General features: G+C 55.0%; 14 protein-coding genes. 6 read left to right on the forward strand and 8 right to left on the reverse strand.

Going from position 1 to position 18376, the window contains the following annotated elements; translation table 11 throughout:
* Nucleotides 1-6: 6 nt before the first annotated feature.
* From carB to folA, 5 genes are all read left to right on the forward strand, one after another.
* Complete coding sequence (carB, locus tag ABGA49_RS09645; RefSeq protein WP_088237370.1) at nucleotides 7-3231, forward strand: carbamoyl-phosphate synthase large subunit; 3225 nt, start codon at nucleotides 7-9, stop codon at nucleotides 3229-3231.
* A gap of 197 nt (nucleotides 3232-3428) precedes the next feature.
* Complete coding sequence (locus ABGA49_RS09650) at nucleotides 3429-3662, forward strand: YgdI/YgdR family lipoprotein (protein WP_061497784.1); 234 nt, start codon at nucleotides 3429-3431, stop codon at nucleotides 3660-3662.
* A gap of 132 nt (nucleotides 3663-3794) precedes the next feature.
* Nucleotides 3795-4325, forward strand: a complete 531-nt coding sequence (gene kefF / locus ABGA49_RS09655; protein ID WP_061497782.1) for a glutathione-regulated potassium-efflux system oxidoreductase KefF — start codon at nucleotides 3795-3797, stop codon at nucleotides 4323-4325.
* Entirely contained in the window at nucleotides 4318-6180 is a 1863-nt protein-coding gene (gene kefC / locus ABGA49_RS09660) for a glutathione-regulated potassium-efflux system protein KefC (RefSeq protein WP_347665492.1), read from the forward strand. Before kefF ends, kefC begins: the two co-directional genes overlap by 8 nt.
* A gap of 177 nt (nucleotides 6181-6357) precedes the next feature.
* Nucleotides 6358-6837 (forward strand): type 3 dihydrofolate reductase, encoded by a 480-nt coding sequence (gene folA, locus ABGA49_RS09665; protein WP_061497777.1) that lies wholly within the window; start codon nucleotides 6358-6360, stop codon nucleotides 6835-6837.
* Nucleotides 6838-6870: 33 nt separating this feature from the next.
* Here the strand turns inward: folA and apaH are convergent, their stop codons facing one another.
* Genes apaH through lptD form a run of 6 tightly spaced genes read right to left on the reverse strand, consistent with a single transcriptional unit; the run spans nucleotide 6871 to nucleotide 13647 of the window.
* On the reverse strand, nucleotides 6871-7719 hold the full coding sequence (gene apaH, locus ABGA49_RS09670) for a bis(5'-nucleosyl)-tetraphosphatase (symmetrical) ApaH (protein ID WP_061497775.1): 849 nt from the start codon (nucleotides 7717-7719) through the stop codon (nucleotides 6871-6873).
* Between the two features lie 6 nt (nucleotides 7720-7725).
* Nucleotides 7726-8103: a Co2+/Mg2+ efflux protein ApaG gene (gene apaG, locus ABGA49_RS09675; protein ID WP_061497772.1), complete on the reverse strand. Its 378-nt coding sequence runs from the start codon at nucleotides 8101-8103 to the stop codon at nucleotides 7726-7728.
* A gap of 3 nt (nucleotides 8104-8106) precedes the next feature.
* Entirely contained in the window at nucleotides 8107-8928 is an 822-nt protein-coding gene (rsmA, locus tag ABGA49_RS09680) for a 16S rRNA (adenine(1518)-N(6)/adenine(1519)-N(6))-dimethyltransferase RsmA (protein ID WP_061497770.1), read from the reverse strand.
* Nucleotides 8925-9911: a 4-hydroxythreonine-4-phosphate dehydrogenase PdxA gene (pdxA, locus tag ABGA49_RS09685; protein ID WP_061497768.1), complete on the reverse strand. Its 987-nt coding sequence runs from the start codon at nucleotides 9909-9911 to the stop codon at nucleotides 8925-8927. Before pdxA ends, rsmA begins: the two co-directional genes overlap by 4 nt.
* Nucleotides 9911-11197 carry a peptidylprolyl isomerase SurA gene (gene surA, locus ABGA49_RS09690; protein ID WP_061497765.1) on the reverse strand — a complete coding sequence of 429 codons (1287 nt, stop codon included), beginning with the start codon at nucleotides 11195-11197 and terminating at the stop codon, nucleotides 9911-9913. The genes pdxA and surA overlap by 1 nt, the downstream gene beginning before the upstream one ends.
* Before the next feature lie 53 nt (nucleotides 11198-11250).
* Nucleotides 11251-13647: an LPS assembly protein LptD gene (lptD, locus tag ABGA49_RS09695; protein WP_088237373.1), complete on the reverse strand. Its 2397-nt coding sequence runs from the start codon at nucleotides 13645-13647 to the stop codon at nucleotides 11251-11253.
* A gap of 197 nt (nucleotides 13648-13844) precedes the next feature.
* Between lptD and djlA the strand changes: the two genes are divergently transcribed.
* Complete coding sequence (djlA, locus tag ABGA49_RS09700) at nucleotides 13845-14666, forward strand: co-chaperone DjlA (protein WP_061497762.1); 822 nt, start codon at nucleotides 13845-13847, stop codon at nucleotides 14664-14666.
* A gap of 40 nt (nucleotides 14667-14706) precedes the next feature.
* Here the strand turns inward: djlA and rluA are convergent, their stop codons facing one another.
* A complete protein-coding gene (rluA, locus tag ABGA49_RS09705; protein ID WP_088237374.1) occupies nucleotides 14707-15366 on the reverse strand; it encodes a bifunctional tRNA pseudouridine(32) synthase/23S rRNA pseudouridine(746) synthase RluA in 660 nt (219 codons plus the stop codon).
* 11 nt (nucleotides 15367-15377) lie between these two features.
* Nucleotides 15378-18284 carry an RNA polymerase-associated protein RapA gene (gene rapA, locus ABGA49_RS09710; RefSeq protein ID WP_061497757.1) on the reverse strand — a complete coding sequence of 969 codons (2907 nt, stop codon included), beginning with the start codon at nucleotides 18282-18284 and terminating at the stop codon, nucleotides 15378-15380.
* Nucleotides 18285-18376 lie beyond the last annotated feature (92 nt).

Raw genomic sequence — 18376 nt, forward strand, 5'->3', positions numbered from 1 at the left:
AGAGCCATGCCAAAACGTACAGATATAAAAAGCATCCTGATCCTTGGCGCAGGTCCGATTGTTATCGGCCAGGCGTGTGAGTTTGACTACTCTGGCGCGCAGGCCTGTAAAGCCCTGCGTGAAGAGGGCTACCGCGTGATCCTGGTGAACTCCAACCCGGCGACCATTATGACGGACCCGGAGATGGCGGATGCCACCTATATTGAGCCTATCCACTGGGAAGTGGTGCGCAAAATCATCGAAAAAGAGCGTCCGGACGCTGTACTGCCGACCATGGGCGGCCAGACTGCGCTGAACTGCGCGTTGGAGCTGGAGCGCCAGGGCGTACTGGAAGAGTTTGGCGTGACCATGATTGGCGCGACTGCCGATGCAATTGATAAAGCAGAAGATCGCCGTCGCTTTGATATTGCGATGAAGAAAATCGGTCTCGATACTGCCCGTTCCGGCATTGCGCACACAATGGATGAAGCGCTGGCGGTGGCGGCAGATGTCGGCTATCCGTGCATTATCCGTCCTTCCTTTACCATGGGCGGCACCGGCGGCGGCATCGCTTATAACCGCGAAGAGTTTGAAGAAATTTGCGCCCGCGGCCTGGATCTGTCCCCAACCAATGAGCTGCTGATTGACGAGTCGCTGATTGGCTGGAAAGAGTACGAGATGGAAGTGGTGCGTGATAAGAACGACAACTGCATCATCGTCTGCTCGATTGAAAACTTCGATGCCATGGGGATCCACACCGGTGACTCCATCACCGTTGCGCCAGCGCAAACGCTCACCGATAAAGAGTACCAAATCATGCGTAACGCTTCGATGGCGGTACTGCGTGAAATCGGCGTAGAAACAGGCGGTTCCAACGTACAGTTCGCGGTAAACCCGAAAAACGGCCGTCTGATTGTAATTGAGATGAACCCGCGCGTGTCCCGCTCCTCAGCGCTGGCGTCAAAAGCGACCGGCTTCCCGATTGCCAAAGTCGCGGCGAAACTGGCAGTGGGCTACACGCTGGACGAGCTGATGAACGACATCACTGGCGGTCGTACCCCGGCATCGTTCGAACCTTCTATCGACTACGTCGTGACCAAGATCCCGCGCTTCAACTTCGAGAAGTTTGTTGGTGCCAATGACCGTCTGACCACGCAGATGAAGTCTGTGGGCGAAGTGATGGCGATTGGTCGTACACAGCAAGAATCGATGCAGAAAGCGTTGCGTGGTCTGGAAGTGGGCGCAACCGGCTTTGACCCGAAAGTTAGCCTTGACGACCCGGAAGCGCTGACCAAAATCCGCCGCGAGCTGAAAGATGCCGGCGCAGAGCGCATTTGGTACATCGCGGACGCATTCCGCGCAGGCCTCTCCGTGGATGGCGTGTTTAACCTGACCAATATCGACCGCTGGTTCCTGGTACAAATTGAAGAGCTGGTGCGTCTGGAAGAGCAGGTTGCGGAAGTGGGCATCAACGGTCTGGATGCGGACTTCCTGCGCCAGTTGAAACGTAAAGGCTTTGCTGATGCGCGACTGGCGAAACTGGCTGGCGTACGCGAGGTGGAAATCCGCAAGCTGCGCGATCAGTATGACTTACACCCGGTTTATAAACGCGTTGATACTTGTGCTGCCGAATTCGCCACCGATACCGCGTATATGTACTCCACCTATGAAGAAGAGTGCGAAGCCAACCCGAACCAGGATCGCGACAAGATCATGGTGCTGGGCGGTGGTCCAAACCGTATCGGTCAGGGTATTGAGTTCGACTATTGCTGCGTACACGCCTCGCTGGCGCTGCGTGAAGATGGTTACGAGACCATTATGGTCAACTGTAACCCGGAAACCGTGTCGACCGACTATGACACTTCCGATCGCCTCTATTTTGAACCGGTTACCTTCGAAGACGTGCTGGAAATCGTGCGCATCGAGAAACCGAAAGGCGTGATTGTGCAGTACGGCGGTCAGACGCCGCTGAAACTGGCGCGTGCGCTGGAAGCCGCTGGCGTGCCGGTAATTGGCACCAGCCCGGATGCCATTGACCGTGCGGAAGACCGCGAGCGTTTCCAGCATGCGGTTGAACGTCTGAAACTGAAACAGCCCGCTAACGCCACGGTAACGGCGCTGGAGCAGGCGGTTGAGAAAGCAAAAGAGATTACTTACCCGCTGGTCGTGCGCCCTTCTTATGTGCTGGGTGGTCGCGCGATGGAAATCGTCTATGACGAAGTGGATCTGCGTCGCTACTTTATGACGGCTGTCAGCGTCTCCAACGATGCGCCGGTACTGCTGGATAAATTCCTCGACGACGCGGTGGAAGTGGATGTCGATGCGGTGTGCGATGGCGAAAATGTGCTGATTGGCGGCATCATGGAGCACATCGAGCAGGCTGGCGTACACTCCGGCGACTCCGCCTGTTCCCTGCCAGCTTATACCCTGAGTCAGGAAATTCAGGATGTGATGCGCCAGCAGGTGCAGAAACTCGCGTTCGAATTGCAGGTGCGCGGTCTGATGAACGTGCAGTTTGCCGTGAAAGATAACGAAGTCTACCTGATTGAAGTGAACCCGCGTGCCGCGCGTACCGTACCGTTTGTCTCCAAGGCGACTGGCCTGCCGCTGGCGAAAGTTGCTGCGCGCGTGATGACCGGTAAAACACTGGTGCAGCAGGGCCACACCAAAGAGATCATCCCGCCATACTACTCAGTGAAAGAAGTGGTGCTGCCGTTCAATAAATTCCCGGGCGTCGATCCGCTGTTAGGGCCAGAAATGCGCTCGACCGGTGAAGTGATGGGCGTGGGGCGTACATTCGCGGAAGCGTTTGCCAAAGCGCAGCTCGGCAGCAACTCCACGATGAAGAAACACGGTCGTGCGCTGCTCTCTGTGCGTGAAGGCGACAAGGAGCGTGTGGTGGATCTGGCGGCGAAACTGCTGAAACAGGGCTTCGAGCTGGATGCGACTCACGGGACGGCGATTGTACTGGGCGAAGCGGGCATTAATCCACGTCTGGTGAACAAGGTGCATGAAGGGCGTCCGCACATTCAGGATCGTATCAAGAATGGCGAATACACTTACATCATTAACACCACTGCGGGTCGCCAGGCGATTGAAGACTCCAAACTGATTCGCCGCAGTGCACTGCAGTACAAAGTACACTATGACACCACACTGAACGGTGGCTTCGCGACGACCATGGCACTGAACGCGGATGCAACGGAGAAAGTGATTTCGGTGCAGGAAATGCACGCACTGATCGGTAAGTAATCGACCTCTGGCCCGCTTCCTGGGCCGGATTTGCTTCTCCTGATTCACAGGCCTGATGGCGCTTTACTCATCAGGTCTGTGATACCTCACGCTTTCCATTCTCTTCAGAGTGTTCTGCATTTTCCCCGTTACTCAGTGAGTTAACCTAAAATGGGTTAACAGATGAATGAAATACACTGAAAAGCAGGGAGATAACCATGCGAACGAAACTTCTTATGACTTCACTCTTTACTGCCGCTGCACTGTTTACCGTAGCCGGGTGTTCTTCGAATCAGGCTGTACGTACCACCGACGGTAAGACCATTGTCACCGACGGAAAACCGAAAGTGGATGATGACACCGGGCTGGTTTCCTATAAAAATGCAGAAACCGGTAAAACCGAGCAGATTAACCGCGATCAGGTAAAAAACATGAGCGAGCTGGATAACTGATCCGCGAATGTGGTGCGGTGGCGATTGCCATCGCACGCCTCTCCCCTTATTCCCACACAGATTGCCGCTTTTAGCCGGACGATTAACTGTCTACACTCAAAGAAAAATAAGGCAGTGAAGACAGGCTGATCGATGATTCTGATTATTTATGCACATCCCTATCCGCAACACTCCCATGCGAATAAGCGGATGATTGAATTGGCACGGACGCTGGAAAATGTCGAAGTGCGTTCCCTCTATGAGCTCTATCCCGATTTTAATATCGACGTAGCCGCCGAGCAGGAGGCTGTTTCCCGTGCTGATCTGATTATCTGGCAACATCCAATGCAATGGTATGGCGTCACGCCGTTGCTCAAGTTGTGGATCGATAAAGTGTTGTCGCACGGCTGGGCTTATGGTCACGGAGGTACGGCGTTACACGGTAAGAGTGTGATGTGGGCGGTCACCACCGGCGGAGGGGAAAATCATTTCAATATTGGTTCTCATCCGGGGTTTGACGTGCTGTGCCAGCCGTTACAGGCCACAGCGCTTTATTGCGGGTTGAACTGGCTGCCGCCCTGCGCGGTGCATTACACCTTTGTCTGCGATGATGAAACGTTGCAGGCGCAGGCGCGTCATTATAAACAACGTTTGCTGGAGTGGCAGGAGGCGCAACATGGATAGTCATTCCTTAATTCAGGCGTTGATCTACCTTGGTTCGGCGGCACTGATAGTGCCTATTGCCGTCAGGCTGGGGTTGGGGTCTGTGCTCGGCTATCTGATAGCCGGCAGCGTGATTGGTCCGTGGGGATTACGGTTGGTCACCGACGCTGAATCTATCCTGCATTTCGCCGAAATCGGCGTTGTGCTGATGCTGTTTGTGATCGGCCTTGAGTTGGATCCGCAGCGGCTATGGAAGCTGAGAGCCTCGGTGTTTGGCGGTGGCGCGTTGCAAATGGCCAGTTGTGGGCTCCTGCTGGGCCTGTTTTGCGCGCTGTTAGGCCTCCCCTGGCCGGTAGCATTGTTGATTGGCCTGACGCTGGCACTCTCCTCAACCGCTATTGCGATGCAGGCGATGAATGAGCGTAACCTGACGGTGTCGCAAATGGGACGCAGCGCTTTTTCGGTGTTGCTCTTCCAGGATATCGCCGCCATTCCGCTGGTGGCGATGATCCCACTTCTGGCGGCGAGCGGCGCTTCTACCACGCTGGGAGCATTCACGCTTTCGGCGCTGAAAGTGGTTGGCGCGCTGGTGCTGGTTGTTTTGCTGGGGCGCTATGTTGCCCGTCCGGCATTGCGCTTTGTCGCGCGCTCTGGCCTGAGAGAAGTGTTCTGCGCCGTGGCGCTCTTTCTGGTCTTCGGTTTTGGTTTGTTGCTGGAAGAGGCGGGTTTGTCGATGGCGATGGGGGCATTTCTGGCTGGCGTATTGCTCGCCAGCTCCGAATACCGGCATGCGCTGGAAAGCGATATTGAACCCTTCAAAGGTTTGCTGCTCGGGTTGTTCTTTATCGGCGTTGGCATGTCTATCGACTTTGGCACACTGGTAACACACCCCTTGCGGATTTTGTTGCTGCTGGTGGGCTTCCTGGCCATTAAAAGTGCGGTGCTGTGGCTGATTGCCCGCCCGTTGAAGGTGCCCGGTAAGCAGCGACTATGGTTTGCGGCATTGTTGGGGCAGGGGAGCGAATTCGCCTTTGTGGTGTTTGGCGCGGCACAAACGGCGCAGGTGCTCGATAGCGAGTGGGCAAAAGCGTTAACGCTTACCGTCGCGCTCTCAATGGCGGCGACGCCGCTGCTGCTGGTGCTGTTAACTCGTCTGGAAACAGCGGGCTCACAGCAGGAGCGCGAAGCCGATGAAATTGATGAAGAAGAAGCGCGGGTGATTATCGCCGGGTTCGGGCGTTTTGGTCAGATTGCCGGGCGCCTGTTGCTCTCCAGCGGCGTGAAGATGGTGGTGCTCGATCACGATCCGGATCATATCGAAACACTGCGCAAGTTCGGCATGAAGGTCTTTTACGGTGATGCCACGCGGGTGGATCTGTTGGAGTCTGCCGGCGCAGGGCGCGCGGAAGTCTTGATCAATGCGATTGACGATCCCCAGGCCAGCCTGTTGCTGACAGAACTGGCGAAAGAGCACTTCCCCGATCTGCAGGTGATTGCCCGTGCGCGCGATGTTGATCACTATATACGGCTGCGCCAGGCCGGGGTTGATAAACCGGAGCGTGAAACCTTTGAGGCGGCGCTGAAAGTGGGGCGCATCGCACTGGAAGGGTTAGGCCTGGGTTCGTATGAAGCCCGTGAGCGTGCCGATCACTTCCGCCGTTTCAACACCCGGATGGTGGAGGAGATGGCACAGGTCGAAAACGATGCGCTGGCGCGGGCGGCGGTATTCAAACGCACCAGCGCGATGCTGACGGAAATTATTGCAGAAGATCGCGCGCATCTGTCGCTGATTCAGCAACATGGCTGGCAGGGGACGGATGAAGGGCGGCATACTGGCGATCCTGGTGATGAGCCCGTAGTGAAACCACAGGTCTGACGGCATTATCGGGTAAGCGTTTGATTCAAAAACGGTGGAACGCTGGCGATACAGTACTGTGCTGTGGTGTCGCCAGCAGAATGAAAAATTTTCTCATTCTTTACCCTGCCCACCGTCGACGAAAGATTGCGCTTTCCGTATAGTGGCGACAATTTTTTTGCATCCAGGAATGAATGAATGATCAGTTTGATTGCGGCGTTAGCGGTGGATCGCGTCATTGGCATGGAAAACGCGATGCCGTGGAATTTACCTGCCGATCTGGCCTGGTTTAAGCGCAATACCTTAAACAAACCGGTTGTGATGGGGCGTCTGACGTGGGAATCCATTGGTCGCCCGCTGCCAGGCCGTAAAAACATTGTCATCAGTAGCCAGCCAGGCACAGACGATCGTGTGGTGTGGGTGAAATCTGTCGATGAAGCGATTGCCGCCTGCGGTGATGTGGAAGAGATCATGGTGATCGGCGGCGGTCGCGTTTACGAGCAGTTCCTGCCGAAAGCGCAGCGTCTCTACCTGACGCATATCGACGCGGAAGTGGAAGGCGATACCCATTTCCCTGACTACGATCCGGACGATTGGGAATCGGTATTTAGCGAGTTTAACGATGCGGATGCGCAGAACTCGCACAGCTACTGCTTCGAGATCCTGGACCGCAGATAATACACGTCCCCGGCTTTATGCCGGGGACTGCTTTCAGGAGGCGATCGCCTCGTCTTCACCCAGATCCATTTGGCGGTTAGAGGGTTGCACAAAGTAGGCTTTGTCTTCCCAGCGCAGGCAGGTTAACACGCCGCCCCAGCAACACCCCGTATCCAGGCCGTAGATCCCTTCTGGTGTCCCTTCACCTTCCAGCGAAGCCCAGTGACCAAAGACAATGCTGTACTCCTCTGACACAGGGCCTGGGATGGAAAACCACGGTTTTAACGGTGCGGGAGCATGGGCAGGAATGTCTTTGCAGTACATATCAAGCTGCCCGTTTGGGAAGCAGTAGCGCATGCGCGTTAATGCGTTGGTGATAAAGCGCAGACGAGCAAGTCCACTCAGTTCCGTTGACCAGTGGTTGGGCAGATCGCCATACATGGCGTCCAGAAACAGAGGATAGGAGTCGCTCGACAGCACGGCTTCAACATCGTGCGCGCAATGTTTGGCCGTCTCGAGGTCCCACTGGGGCGTGATCCCGGCATGAGCCATCACCAGTTTTTTCTCTTCGTCGACCTGGAGTAGCGGCTGGCGGCGCAGCCAGTTAATCAGTTCATCGGCATCGGCGGCTTCCAGGAGCGGAGTCAGCCGGTCTTTCGGCTTATTGCGGCTGATGCCTGCAAAGACGGCCAGCAGATGCAGGTCGTGATTTCCCAGTACGACACGTACGCTGTCGCCAAGGGATTTGACAAAACGCAGCACATCCAGTGAGCCAGGCCCACGGGCAACCAGATCGCCGGTCAACCATAAGGTATCCTGGCCGGGGGTAAAGTCGACCTGTTTTAACAATGCGATCAGTTCATCATAGCAACCATGAACGTCGCCAATAAGATATGTAGACATTGTGTATTAATGGATCAGTGTAGGAACGGCGAGCCGGAAGACCGGGATGGAGATGCGAAAGAGGTCCCCTTGCGCATCGATCATTTCGTAGTGGCCTTGCATGGTGCCCAGCGGCGTTTCGATAACCGCGCCGCTGGTGTACTGGTATTCGCCGCCGGGTTCGATGTGCGGCTGTACGCCGACCACACCTTCGCCCTGAACTTCCGTTTCGCGGCCATTTCCATTTGTGATCAACCAGTAGCGTTTCAGCAACTGGACAGGGGTTCGCCCCAGGTTCCGGATAGTAATGGTGTAAGCAAAGACATAACGTTCATCGTCGGGAGCGGACTGAGACTCAATATAGACGCTTTGCACCTGAATACAGACTCGGGGCGAATTGATCATACGTTAACTCTCCTTCGGCGGCGGATTATCAGCCAGGTAGTTCGCCAACTGGCAATATTGCGCAACAGAGATATTTTCTGCACGCATCGCCGGATCGATACCCAGCGATGTCAACACGTCGACGGTAAACACATTACCGAGGCTGTTGCGGATAGTCTTGCGACGCTGGTTAAAGGCTTCCGTAGTGATGCGGCTCAACACGCGTATATCTTTTACCGGATGCGGCAGTGTCGCGTGCGGAACCAGGCGAACCACGGCTGAATCCACTTTTGGCGGCGGCGCAAACGCCGTCGGCGGCACTTCCAATACCGGAATGATCTGGCAATAGTACTGCGCCATGACGCTTAATCGACCATACGCTTTACTGTTTGGTCCTGCAACCAGGCGATTGACCACCTCTTTTTGCAACATAAAATGCATGTCGGCAATGGCATCAGTATAGCTAAACAGATGGAACATCAGCGGCGTAGAGATGTTATACGGCAGATTGCCGAAGACGCGCAGTGGCTGACCCAGCGTCTGAGACAATTCGCCAAAGTTCATGGTCATTGCATCTTGCTGATAGATAGTCAGTTTTGGCGCAAGAAATGGGTGCGTCTGCAGGCGCGCAGCCAAATCGCGGTCAAGTTCGATGACCGTCATTTTATCCAGACGTTCACCGACAGGCTCCGTCAGCGCGCCAAGACCCGGGCCGATTTCGACCATGGCCTGACCTTTTTGCGGGTTGATCGCCGAAACGATGCTGTCGATCACGAACTGGTCGTGGAGAAAGTTTTGCCCGAAGCGTTTGCGGGCTAAGTGGCCCTGATGGACGCGATTATTCATTGAGTATTAACAATCATTTTGATGGCGAGATTAAGCGCCGTAATAAAACTGCCGACATCCGCTGTTCCCAGGCCTGCGAGTTCAAGCGCGGTGCCATGGTCAACGGATGTGCGAATAAAAGGTAAACCGAGGGTGATATTCACGCCGCGGCCAAATCCCTGGTATTTTAGCACGGGCAGGCCCTGATCGTGGTACATCGCCAGCACAGCGTCGGCATTATCGAGGTATTTGGGTTGAAACAGCGTATCGGCGGGCAATGGGCCACTTAAGTTCATCCCTTGCGCCCGCATTTCATCCAGCACCGGAATGATGGTATCAATCTCTTCGGTGCCCATATGGCCACCTTCGCCCGCATGCGGGTTAAGACCGCAAACTAAAATATGCGGCTGGCGGATGCCAAACTTTTGTTGCAGGTCACCGTACAGGATGCCGATCACTTCGCGAAGCAGTTCCGGCGTGATCGCGTCAGCTACCGCCTTGAGCGGCAAATGGGTGGTGGCCAGCGCAACGCGTAGCTCTTCGGTGGCCAGCATCATCACCACTTTGGCGGCGTGCGAGCGCTCCTCGAAGAACTCCGTATGCCCGGTAAAGGGAGTTCCGGCATCGTTGATCACGCCTTTATGCACGGGACCTGTGATCAATGCGGCAAATTCACCGTTCAGGCAGCCATCGCAAGCGCGAGCCAGCGTTTCGACAACATACGGACCGTTTTGCGTATTCAACACGCCGGGGGTAACTGTAGCGCGCAGAGACAGGGGCAACACGGTCAGTGTCCCGGCCTGTTGCGGCGCGGCGGGGGCGGCGGGAGCGTACTCCCGCAGCACCAGCGGCAGACCGAGCAGGGCAGCCCGCTCGGTTAGCAGCGTCGCATCTGCACAGATAACCAGTTCAACCGGCCAGTCGCGCTGGGCGAGTTGCACCACCAAATCCGGGCCAATCCCGGCGGGTTCGCCGGGAGTGATAACGACACGCGCTGTTTTCATTAGTTGCTCAAAATTTTCACGTAGGCGCTGGCGCGTTGTTCCTGCATCCAGGTTGCCGCTTCTTCAGAGAACTTACGGTTCATCAGCATACGGTAGGCTCTGTCTTTCTGCGCCGCGTCGGTTTTATCAACGTTGCGGGTATCAAGCATTTCGATCAGATGCCAACCGAAAGAGGAGTGAACCGGGCCGCTCATTTGCCCGCGTTTCAGTTTCATCAACGCGTCACGGAAAGCGGGATCGTAAATGTCGGCCGCAGCCCAACCAAGATCGCCTCCCTGGTTCGCTGAGCCTGGATCCTGAGAGAACTCTTTTGCCGCGTTAGCAAAGGTGGTTTTGCCACTCTTGATATCGGCAGCGATTTCTTGCAGTTTCACTCGAGCTTGATCGTCGCTCATGATCGGCGATGGTTTCAGCAGGATGTGACGTGCGTGCACTTCGGTAACGGAAATACTCTGGCTCTGACCACGCAGATCGTTCACTTTCAGAATGTGGAAACCCACACCAGAACGGATGGGGCCGATCACATCGCCTTTTTTCGCCGTGCTTAATGCCTGGGCGAAAATACTTGGCAGTTCCTGAATACGCCCCCAGCCCATCTGACCGCCTTTCAGCGCTTGCTGGTCGGCAGAGTAAGTGATAGCGAGTTTTCCGAAGTCATTGCCACTACGGGCTTGTTCAACAATAGAACGCGCCTGGCTTTCGGCTTCGTTGACCTGATCAGAAGTTGGGTTTTCCGGCAGCGGGATCAGGATATGGCTCAAATTCAGCTCGGTGCTGGCGTCGTTCTGGTTGCCCACTTGCTTTGCCAGCGTTTCAACTTCCTGCGGCAGCACGGTGACGCGACGGCGAACTTCGCTGTTGCGCACTTCGGAAATGATCATCTCTTTGCGGATCTGGGCACGGTAGGTGCTGAAGTTCACCCCGTCGTAAGCCAGGCGGCTGCGCATCTGATCCATCGTCATATTGTTTTGTTTCGCAATATCGGCGATGGCAGCGTCAAGCTGTTCGTCAGTGACTTTGACGCCCATCTTCGTGCCCATCTGCAGAATGATTTGATCCATGATCAGGCGTTCAAGGATCTGATGGCGCAGTGTGGCGTCATCAGGTAACTGCTGGCCTGCCTGTCCTGCGTTAGCCTTCACAGATTGCATCAAACCATCAACGTCACTTTCAAGCACCACGCCATTGTTCACGACAGCGGCGACTTTATCTACAACCTGAGGCGCAGCAAAACTGGTATTCGCAACCATAGCGATACCGAGAAGCAGCGTTTTCCAGTTCTTCATACCTTTTCCATTTCAATTAACCGCAATGCGGATTACGTTGCAAATCAAACAGATCACATTGAACTACGGTACGGCAGAATGTTTGAACGCAGCATTTGTTGCGTGCCCAAACCGTAGTTGGAACTCAAGCCGCGCAGCTCAATGTTGAAACCGATGCCGTTGTCATACTTGCTTTGGTCATTTTGCCAGCCGTTAATTTTGCGTTCATAGCCAACGCGAATGGCATAACAGCAGGAGTTATACTGTAAACCTAACATCTGATCGGCCGGTTTACGGGTATTAGTATCGTAATAGTAAGCGCCGACGACAGACCAACGGTCTACGATCGGCCAGCTTGCTGCCATACCCACCTGCGAAATACCGTCTTTGTATTGCGCCACTGACGCATAACTTGGCAGTGTTGCCTGAATGTATTCCGGGCTGGCGTAACGGTAGCTCAGTTGCACCATACGGTCTTCATCACGGCGATATTCCAGCGAGGTGCTGCTGTTCGCGATGTTGTTCAGACGAGTGTCATACTGCACCCCGCCGCGCAGACCCCAGCGATCGGAGATGCGCCAGTACGTGTCTCCCGCCCACACCAGCGAACCCGTTTTGTTATCTTTCTCCCAGTTAATGTTGTCATCACCGGTACGGGACTCGGTGAAATAGTAGATTTGACCAACAGAAACGTTAAAACGTTCAACTGCCGCATCATCATAAATGCGGGATGTGACGCCGGTAGTGACCTGGTTCGCGGATGCGATACGGTCGAGGCCGCTGTAAGTACGATCGCGGAACAGACCGCTATAGTCAGATTGCAGCAGCGTCGAGTCGTAGTTGTTGATATGGCTCTGATCGCGATACGGAACGTAGAGATACTGGGCACGTGGCTCCAGCGTTTGGGTATAGCCTTCCGCCCAGTTCATATCGCGCTCGAAAACCATTTTGCCGTCCATTTTGAACTGCGGTATCACGCGATTAACGGAGTCTTTTAATTTATTTGCTGACTCCAGCGTTGTCAGGTTTGAACTGCTGGCATCATTGCTGTAAAGCTGCTGAGCATATGAGCGATAGGAGTCAAGATTGCTCTGCTGGTAGTGAGTCGCCAGCATTTTGACTTCGGTATTCAGACTGCTCCACTCGTTTGATACCGGCAGGCTTAATGTCGGCTCCAGGTGAACACGCGTCGCTTCAGGACGATTGGAGTTGGAGCTAACGAAGTTTACGGCCTGGCCATAAATATGCGCATCGAATGGCCCCAGATCGTTCTGGTACCAGTTCACATCCAATTGCGGTTGTGCGGAATAAGAGTTGCTGTTCTGGCGGTTAAAGATCTGGAACTGTTTGGTGGAAACCGTGGCGTCAAAGTTTTCCACCGCGTAGCCGACGCTGAATTTCTGCGTGGCGTAACCGTCGGTGCTGGAACCGTATTTGGACGAGAAGTCGTTAAAATAGCTGGCATCGCTGACTTTGGTGTAGTCAACGTTAAAACGCCATACCTGATCCATTACCCCGGCATGTTGCCAGTAAAATAGCCAGCGATGGCGATCGCCTTCGGTAGGGTACTCATCCTGATACACTTTATCCGACGGCAGGTAGTCAAATTCGATTAGACCAGCACCGGCTTGCGTCAGATAACGGAATTCGTTTTGCCACTGTACGCCGCCGCGTTTATGCATATAGTGCGGGGTAATTGTGGCATCAAAGTTTGGTGCAATGTTCCAGTAGTACGGCAGATAAAACTCGAAGGAGTTGTTGGTGCTGTACTTGGCGTTCGGGATCAGGAAACCTGAACGGCGTTTATCGCCGACCGGCAATTGCAGATAAGGGCTGTAGAACACCGGAACCGGCCCCAGCTTAAAGCGCGCATTCCAGATTTCAGCGACCTGTTCTTCGCGGTCATGGATCACTTCAGTACCCACTACGCTCCAGGTATTGGAACCTGGCAGACAGGAGGTAAAAGAACCATTTTCCAGAATGGTGTAGCGGTTTTCCCCACGCTGTTTCATCAGGTCGGCGGTGCCGCGCCCCTGACGCCCCACCATTTGGTAGTCACCTTCCCAGACGTTAGTATCTTTCGTATTTAAATTCGCCCAGGCTTTAGGACCTTTCAGGATGACCTGGTTGTCGTCATAGTGCACATTACCCAGTGCATCCACTGTGCGTACCGGATCCGCCTGACCTTCCGCCTGCTGTTGATGAAGCTGGACTTCATCCGCCTGTAAGCGGCTATTACCCTGATTCACATCCACATTGCCGCTGAAAACGGCATTGTCCGGGTAGTTGCCCTTCGCATCATCGGCGTTGATGGTCACCGGTAAGTTGTTGGTGTCGCCCTGCACCAGTGGGCGGTTGTAGCTGGGAACGCCAAGCATACACTGCGAGGCAAGATCGGCTGCCAACCCCTGCTGGCTATAGAGAGCAGAGCCAATCATGGTGGCCAGGAGGGTGGGGATACGTTTTTTCATACGTTGTATTTGTTGTTCCGTCATCTGTGGCTTTACGCTGGCAAACGGTCAGAGACTAACTTACTCACCTTTGCAACGCTAGTGTTAATCCTGCCCGCGTTCGAGCCAGGTCAGAGAAGACTGTGCCTGTGCACGGCATAGAATGACGGGTATGATAAAGCAAATTTTAGCCGACGGCATGACGATTTGGGGAGTATATGCAGTATTGGGGAAAAGTGGTTGGTGTGGTCATTGCCCTTTTCGTGGGCGGCGGCTTTTGGGGCGCGATTCTGGGACTCATTATCGGGCATATGTTTGATAAAGCCCGCAGCCGGAAAATGGCGTGGTTTGCCAATCAACGTGAACGTCAGTCGCTCTTTTTTGCCACTACCTTTGAAGTGATGGGGCATCTGACCAAATCGAAAGGCCGTGTCACCGAAGCCGACATTCAGGTAGCCAGCCTGTTTATGGATCGGATGAACCTGCATGGCGAATCGCGTACGGCGGCGCAGCAGGCTTTTCGCGTCGGCAAAGCGGATAATTACCCGCTACGGGACAAAATGCGTCAGTTCCGCAGCATCTGTTTCGGGCGCTTTGATTTGATTAGGATGTTTCTGGAAATTCAAATCCAGGCCGCCTTTGCCGATGGCACGTTGCACCCCAGCGAACGAGATGTACTGTACGTGATTGCTGAAGAACTTGGCATCTCGCGCATGCAGTTCGACCAGTTCCTGCGCATGATGCAGGGTGGGGCGCAGTTTGGTGGCGGTTACCATCATCAGCAACAACAGACGGGCGGCGGTTGGCAGCAGGCGCGGCGCGGGCCTACGCTGGAAGATGCCTGTAATGTGCTGGGGGTTAAAGTGTCTGACGATGCCACCACCATCAAGCGTGCTTACCGTAAATTAATGGGCGAACACCATCCGGACAAACTGGTGGCGAAAGGTTTACCGCCAGAGATGATGGAAATGGCGAAGCAAAAAGCGCAAGAAATACAGAAAGCGTACGAACTTATCCGCGAGCAGAAGGGCTTCAGGTAAGCGTGAGAACCCCCGGCCGTCGTCAGGCCGGGGGGAAGATTCAGAAATCGGCCGGGGCTTTAAAGGTCATACTGTTGCCGAACGCCGGGTGGGTGATGGTCAGTGTTTCTGCATGCAGCAGTAAACGCGGTGCCATCGCCAGCGCTTCCGGTGGAGCATAAAAACGATCGCCAAGGATGGGGTGTCCCAGCGCCAGCATATGCACACGCAATTGATGCGAACGACCGGTGATCGGCTTCAGACGCACGCGTGCCGTTCCATCCTCATCCGTACTCAGCACTTCATATTCGGTCTGCGCCGTTTTGCCGGTTTCATAACAGACCTTTTGTTTCGGGCGATTCGGCCAGTCGCAAATCAGCGGCAGATCTACCAGACCTTCCACGTTTTCGGGGTGGCCCCAGACACGCGCCAGATACTGTTTTTTCGGCTCGCGCTCGCGGAACTGACGTTTTAACTCACGCTCTGCGGCTTTGGTGAGCGCCACCACAATCACACCGCTGGTCGCCATATCCAGACGATGCACGGATTCAGCCTGCGGGAAGTCGCGCTGAATACGTGTCATCACGCTGTCTTTATGCTCGTCCAGACGCCCCGGGACCGACAACAAGCCGCTGGGCTTGTTGACGACCATAATATGCTCATCCTGATAAAGAATGATCAGCCAGGGTTCTTGCGGCGGATTGTAGGGCTCCATCATCATGGTCGGCTCCGTTACTGATGCGTCACAACGATTAATCGCAGCGCATCCAGGCGCCATCCCGCTTGCGACAGGCTTTCCATAACATGCTGGCGGTTGCTTTCGATGGCAGCCAGTTCGTCATCGCGAATGTTCGGGTTGACCGCTTTCAGCGCTTCCAGGCGTGAAAGTTCCGCAGACAATTTTTCGTCGGCTTCGCTGCGCGCTGCGTCGATCAGTTCACGTGCGGCCGCTTCCACCTGCGCTTCACCTTTTTGCAGGATGGTATGCACGTCCTGCTGTACGGCGTTGATCAGCTTGCTGGCCGTATGGCGATTAACCGCGCTGAGTTGACGGTTAAAGCTTTCGAATTCCACCTGCGCCGCCAGGTTAGTGCCGTTTTTGTCCACCAGCAGGCGGATAGGCGTTGGCGGCAGGAAGCGGTTAAGCTGCAACTGCTTCGGCGCTTGCGCCTCCACAACATAAATCAGTTCCAGCAACAGCGTACCGACCGGCAGGGCTTTGTTTTTCAACAGCGACAGGGTGCTGCTACCGGTATCGCCTGAGAGGATCAGATCCAGACCGTTGCGGATAAGCGGGTGTTCCCAGGTAATAAATTGCGCATCTTCGCGAGAGAGGGCCACATCACGCTCAAACGTGATGGTGCAACCGTCTTCCGGCAGGCCCGGGAAATCCGGCACCAGCATATGGTCTGATGGCGTCAGGACGATCATGTTTTCACCGCGATCGTCCTGGTTGATGCCAATGATATCGAACAGGTTCATCGCAAAGCTGATCAGCGCCGTGTCATCGTCCTGTTCGGCGATGCTCTCCGCCAGCGCCTGCGCTTTTTCGCCGCCGTTAGAGTGGATCTCCAGCAGGCGGTCGCGGCCCTGTTCCAGCTGTGCTTTCAGCGCATCGTGCTGCTCGCGGCAGGATGCGATCAGCGCTTCAAAGCCGTCGGTGTTCTCCGGTGCAGCAAGGTAATTAATGAGCTGGCCGTGCACGCTATCATAGATGGCGCGGCCAGTCGGGCAGGTGTGCTCGAACGCATCCAACCCTTCGTGATACCAGCGCACCAGCACGGACTGTGCGGTTTTTTCCAGATAAGGAACATGGATTTGAATGTCGTGCGCCTGACCAATACGATCCAGACGCCCAATACGTTGTTCCAGCAGATCCGGGTTAAACGGCAGATCGAACATCACGAGATGGCTGGCAAACTGGAAGTTACGGCCTTCAGAACCGATTTCGGAACAGAGCAGCACCTGTGCGCCGCTGTCTTCTTCACCAAACCAGGCCGCTGCGCGGTCGCGTTCGATAATGGACATTCCTTCATGGAAAACCGCCGCACGGATGCCTTCGCGTTCGCGCAGAACCTGCTCCAGTTGCAAGGCGGTTGCCGCTTTGGCGCAGATCACCAGCACTTTCTGCGAGCGGTGACTGGTTAAATAGCCCATCAGCCACTCGACACGGGGATCAAAGTTCCACCATGTGCCGCTATCCCCTTCAAACTCTTGATAAATCTGCTCCGGGTAGAGCATATCGCGAGCGCGCTCTTCCTGGCTTTTACGCGCGCCCATAATGCCGGAGACTTTAATTGCAGTCTGGTACTGCGTTGGCAACGGCAGTTTCACCGTGTGCAGTTCGCGTTTCGGGAAACCTTTTACGCCATTACGGGTGTTACGGAACAGCACACGGCTGGTGCCATGGCGATCCATCAACATGGTGATCAATTCCTGGCGAGCAGCGGCCGCACCCTCACGATCGCTGTTGGCCGTCTGCAGTAACGGCTCAATATCCTGTTCGCCAATCAGATCACCCAGCGTATTGAGTTCATCATTATTCAGGTGATCACCCGCCAGCAGCAGCGCGACAGCATCGGCAACCGGGCGGTAATTTTTTTGCTCTTCAACAAATTGGGCAAAGTCGTGAAAACGGTTTGGATCCAGCAAACGCAGACGCGCGAAGTGGCTTTCCATCCCTAACTGTTCCGGCGTGGCGGTCAGCAGCAGAATGCCCGGTACGCGTTCAGCCAGTTGCTCAATCGCCAGATATTCCCGACCCGGCTCGTTTTCACTCCACACCAGATGGTGGGCTTCGTCGACGACTAACAGATCCCACTCAGCCTCACACAGATGCGCCAGGCGCTGTTTGTTACGGCGTACGAAATCCAGCGAGCAGATCACCAGTTGTTCAGTTTCAAACGGGTTGTCCGCATCGTGCTGCGCTTCAGCGTAACGCTCATCATCAAACAGTGAGAAACGCAGGTTAAAGCGGCGCAGCATCTCCACCAGCCACTGATGTTGCAGGGTTTCCGGCACCACGATCAACACGCGCTCGGCCGCGCCGGAGAGCAGCTGTTGATGCAGGATCATCCCGGCTTCGATGGTTTTCCCAAGGCCCACTTCATCCGCCAGCAGTACGCGCGGCGCATGGCGGCGACCCACGTCGTGGGCGATATGTAACTGGTGTGGGATCAGGTTGGTGCGCTGACCACGCAGGCCGCTCCACGGCATGCGGTACTGTTCACTTTGGTATTTACGGGCGCGAAAACGTAAAGCAAAACGATCCATGCGATCGACTTGCCCGGCAAACAGGCGATCCTGCGGTTTGCTGAATACCAGTTTACTGTCGAGCAGTACTTCACGCAGGACGATGTTGTTCTCTTGCGTATCCAGGCGGGTACCGGTATAGGCGAGCAGACCGTTTTCTTCTTTTACCTCTTCAACCGCGAGTTGCCAGCCTTCGTGACTGGTTACCGTATCGCCGGGGTTAAACATCACACGGGTAACCGGCGAGTCGCTGCGTGCGTACAAACGGTTCTCACCTGTGGCAGGGAACAGCAGAGTGACCGTGCGCGCATCCATTGCGACGACTGTACCAAGTCCGAGTTCGCTTTCCGTGTCGCTAATCCAGCGTTGACCAAGTGTAAAGGGCATAAATGAACTCTATATCTCAAATTTCAGGCAATAGTTCGTCACCGCCTTAGGGCAGGCGGGCATAAATTTGGGTCCAGGAACAGGAAGGGCGC

Source organism: Kosakonia sp. WA-90 (assembly GCF_039871955.1).
Classification (GTDB): Bacteria; Pseudomonadota; Gammaproteobacteria; order Enterobacterales; family Enterobacteriaceae; genus Kosakonia; species Kosakonia oryzendophytica.

Excerpts from the sequence above, each read along its gene's own strand:
- pdxA (WP_061497768.1), bottom strand. The coding sequence starts at position 9,911 with ATGAAAACAGCGCGTGTCGTTATCACTCCCGGCGAACCCGCCGGGATT.
- kefC (WP_347665492.1), top strand. The coding sequence starts at position 4,318 with ATGGATAGTCATTCCTTAATTCAGGCGTTGATCTACCTTGGTTCGGCG.
- surA (WP_061497765.1), bottom strand. The coding sequence starts at position 11,197 with ATGAAGAACTGGAAAACGCTGCTTCTCGGTATCGCTATGGTTGCGAAT.
- apaH (WP_061497775.1), bottom strand. The coding sequence starts at position 7,719 with ATGTCTACATATCTTATTGGCGACGTTCATGGTTGCTATGATGAACTG.
- rapA (WP_061497757.1), bottom strand. The coding sequence starts at position 18,284 with ATGCCCTTTACACTTGGTCAACGCTGGATTAGCGACACGGAAAGCGAA.
- kefF (WP_061497782.1), top strand. The coding sequence starts at position 3,795 with ATGATTCTGATTATTTATGCACATCCCTATCCGCAACACTCCCATGCG.
- djlA (WP_061497762.1), top strand. The coding sequence starts at position 13,845 with ATGCAGTATTGGGGAAAAGTGGTTGGTGTGGTCATTGCCCTTTTCGTG.
- folA (WP_061497777.1), top strand. The coding sequence starts at position 6,358 with ATGATCAGTTTGATTGCGGCGTTAGCGGTGGATCGCGTCATTGGCATG.
- lptD (WP_088237373.1), bottom strand. The coding sequence starts at position 13,647 with ATGAAAAAACGTATCCCCACCCTCCTGGCCACCATGATTGGCTCTGCT.
- rsmA (WP_061497770.1), bottom strand. The coding sequence starts at position 8,928 with ATGAATAATCGCGTCCATCAGGGCCACTTAGCCCGCAAACGCTTCGGG.
- carB (WP_088237370.1), top strand. The coding sequence starts at position 7 with ATGCCAAAACGTACAGATATAAAAAGCATCCTGATCCTTGGCGCAGGT.
- apaG (WP_061497772.1), bottom strand. The coding sequence starts at position 8,103 with ATGATCAATTCGCCCCGAGTCTGTATTCAGGTGCAAAGCGTCTATATT.
- ABGA49_RS09650 (WP_061497784.1), top strand. The coding sequence starts at position 3,429 with ATGCGAACGAAACTTCTTATGACTTCACTCTTTACTGCCGCTGCACTG.
- rluA (WP_088237374.1), bottom strand. The coding sequence starts at position 15,366 with ATGATGATGGAGCCCTACAATCCGCCGCAAGAACCCTGGCTGATCATT.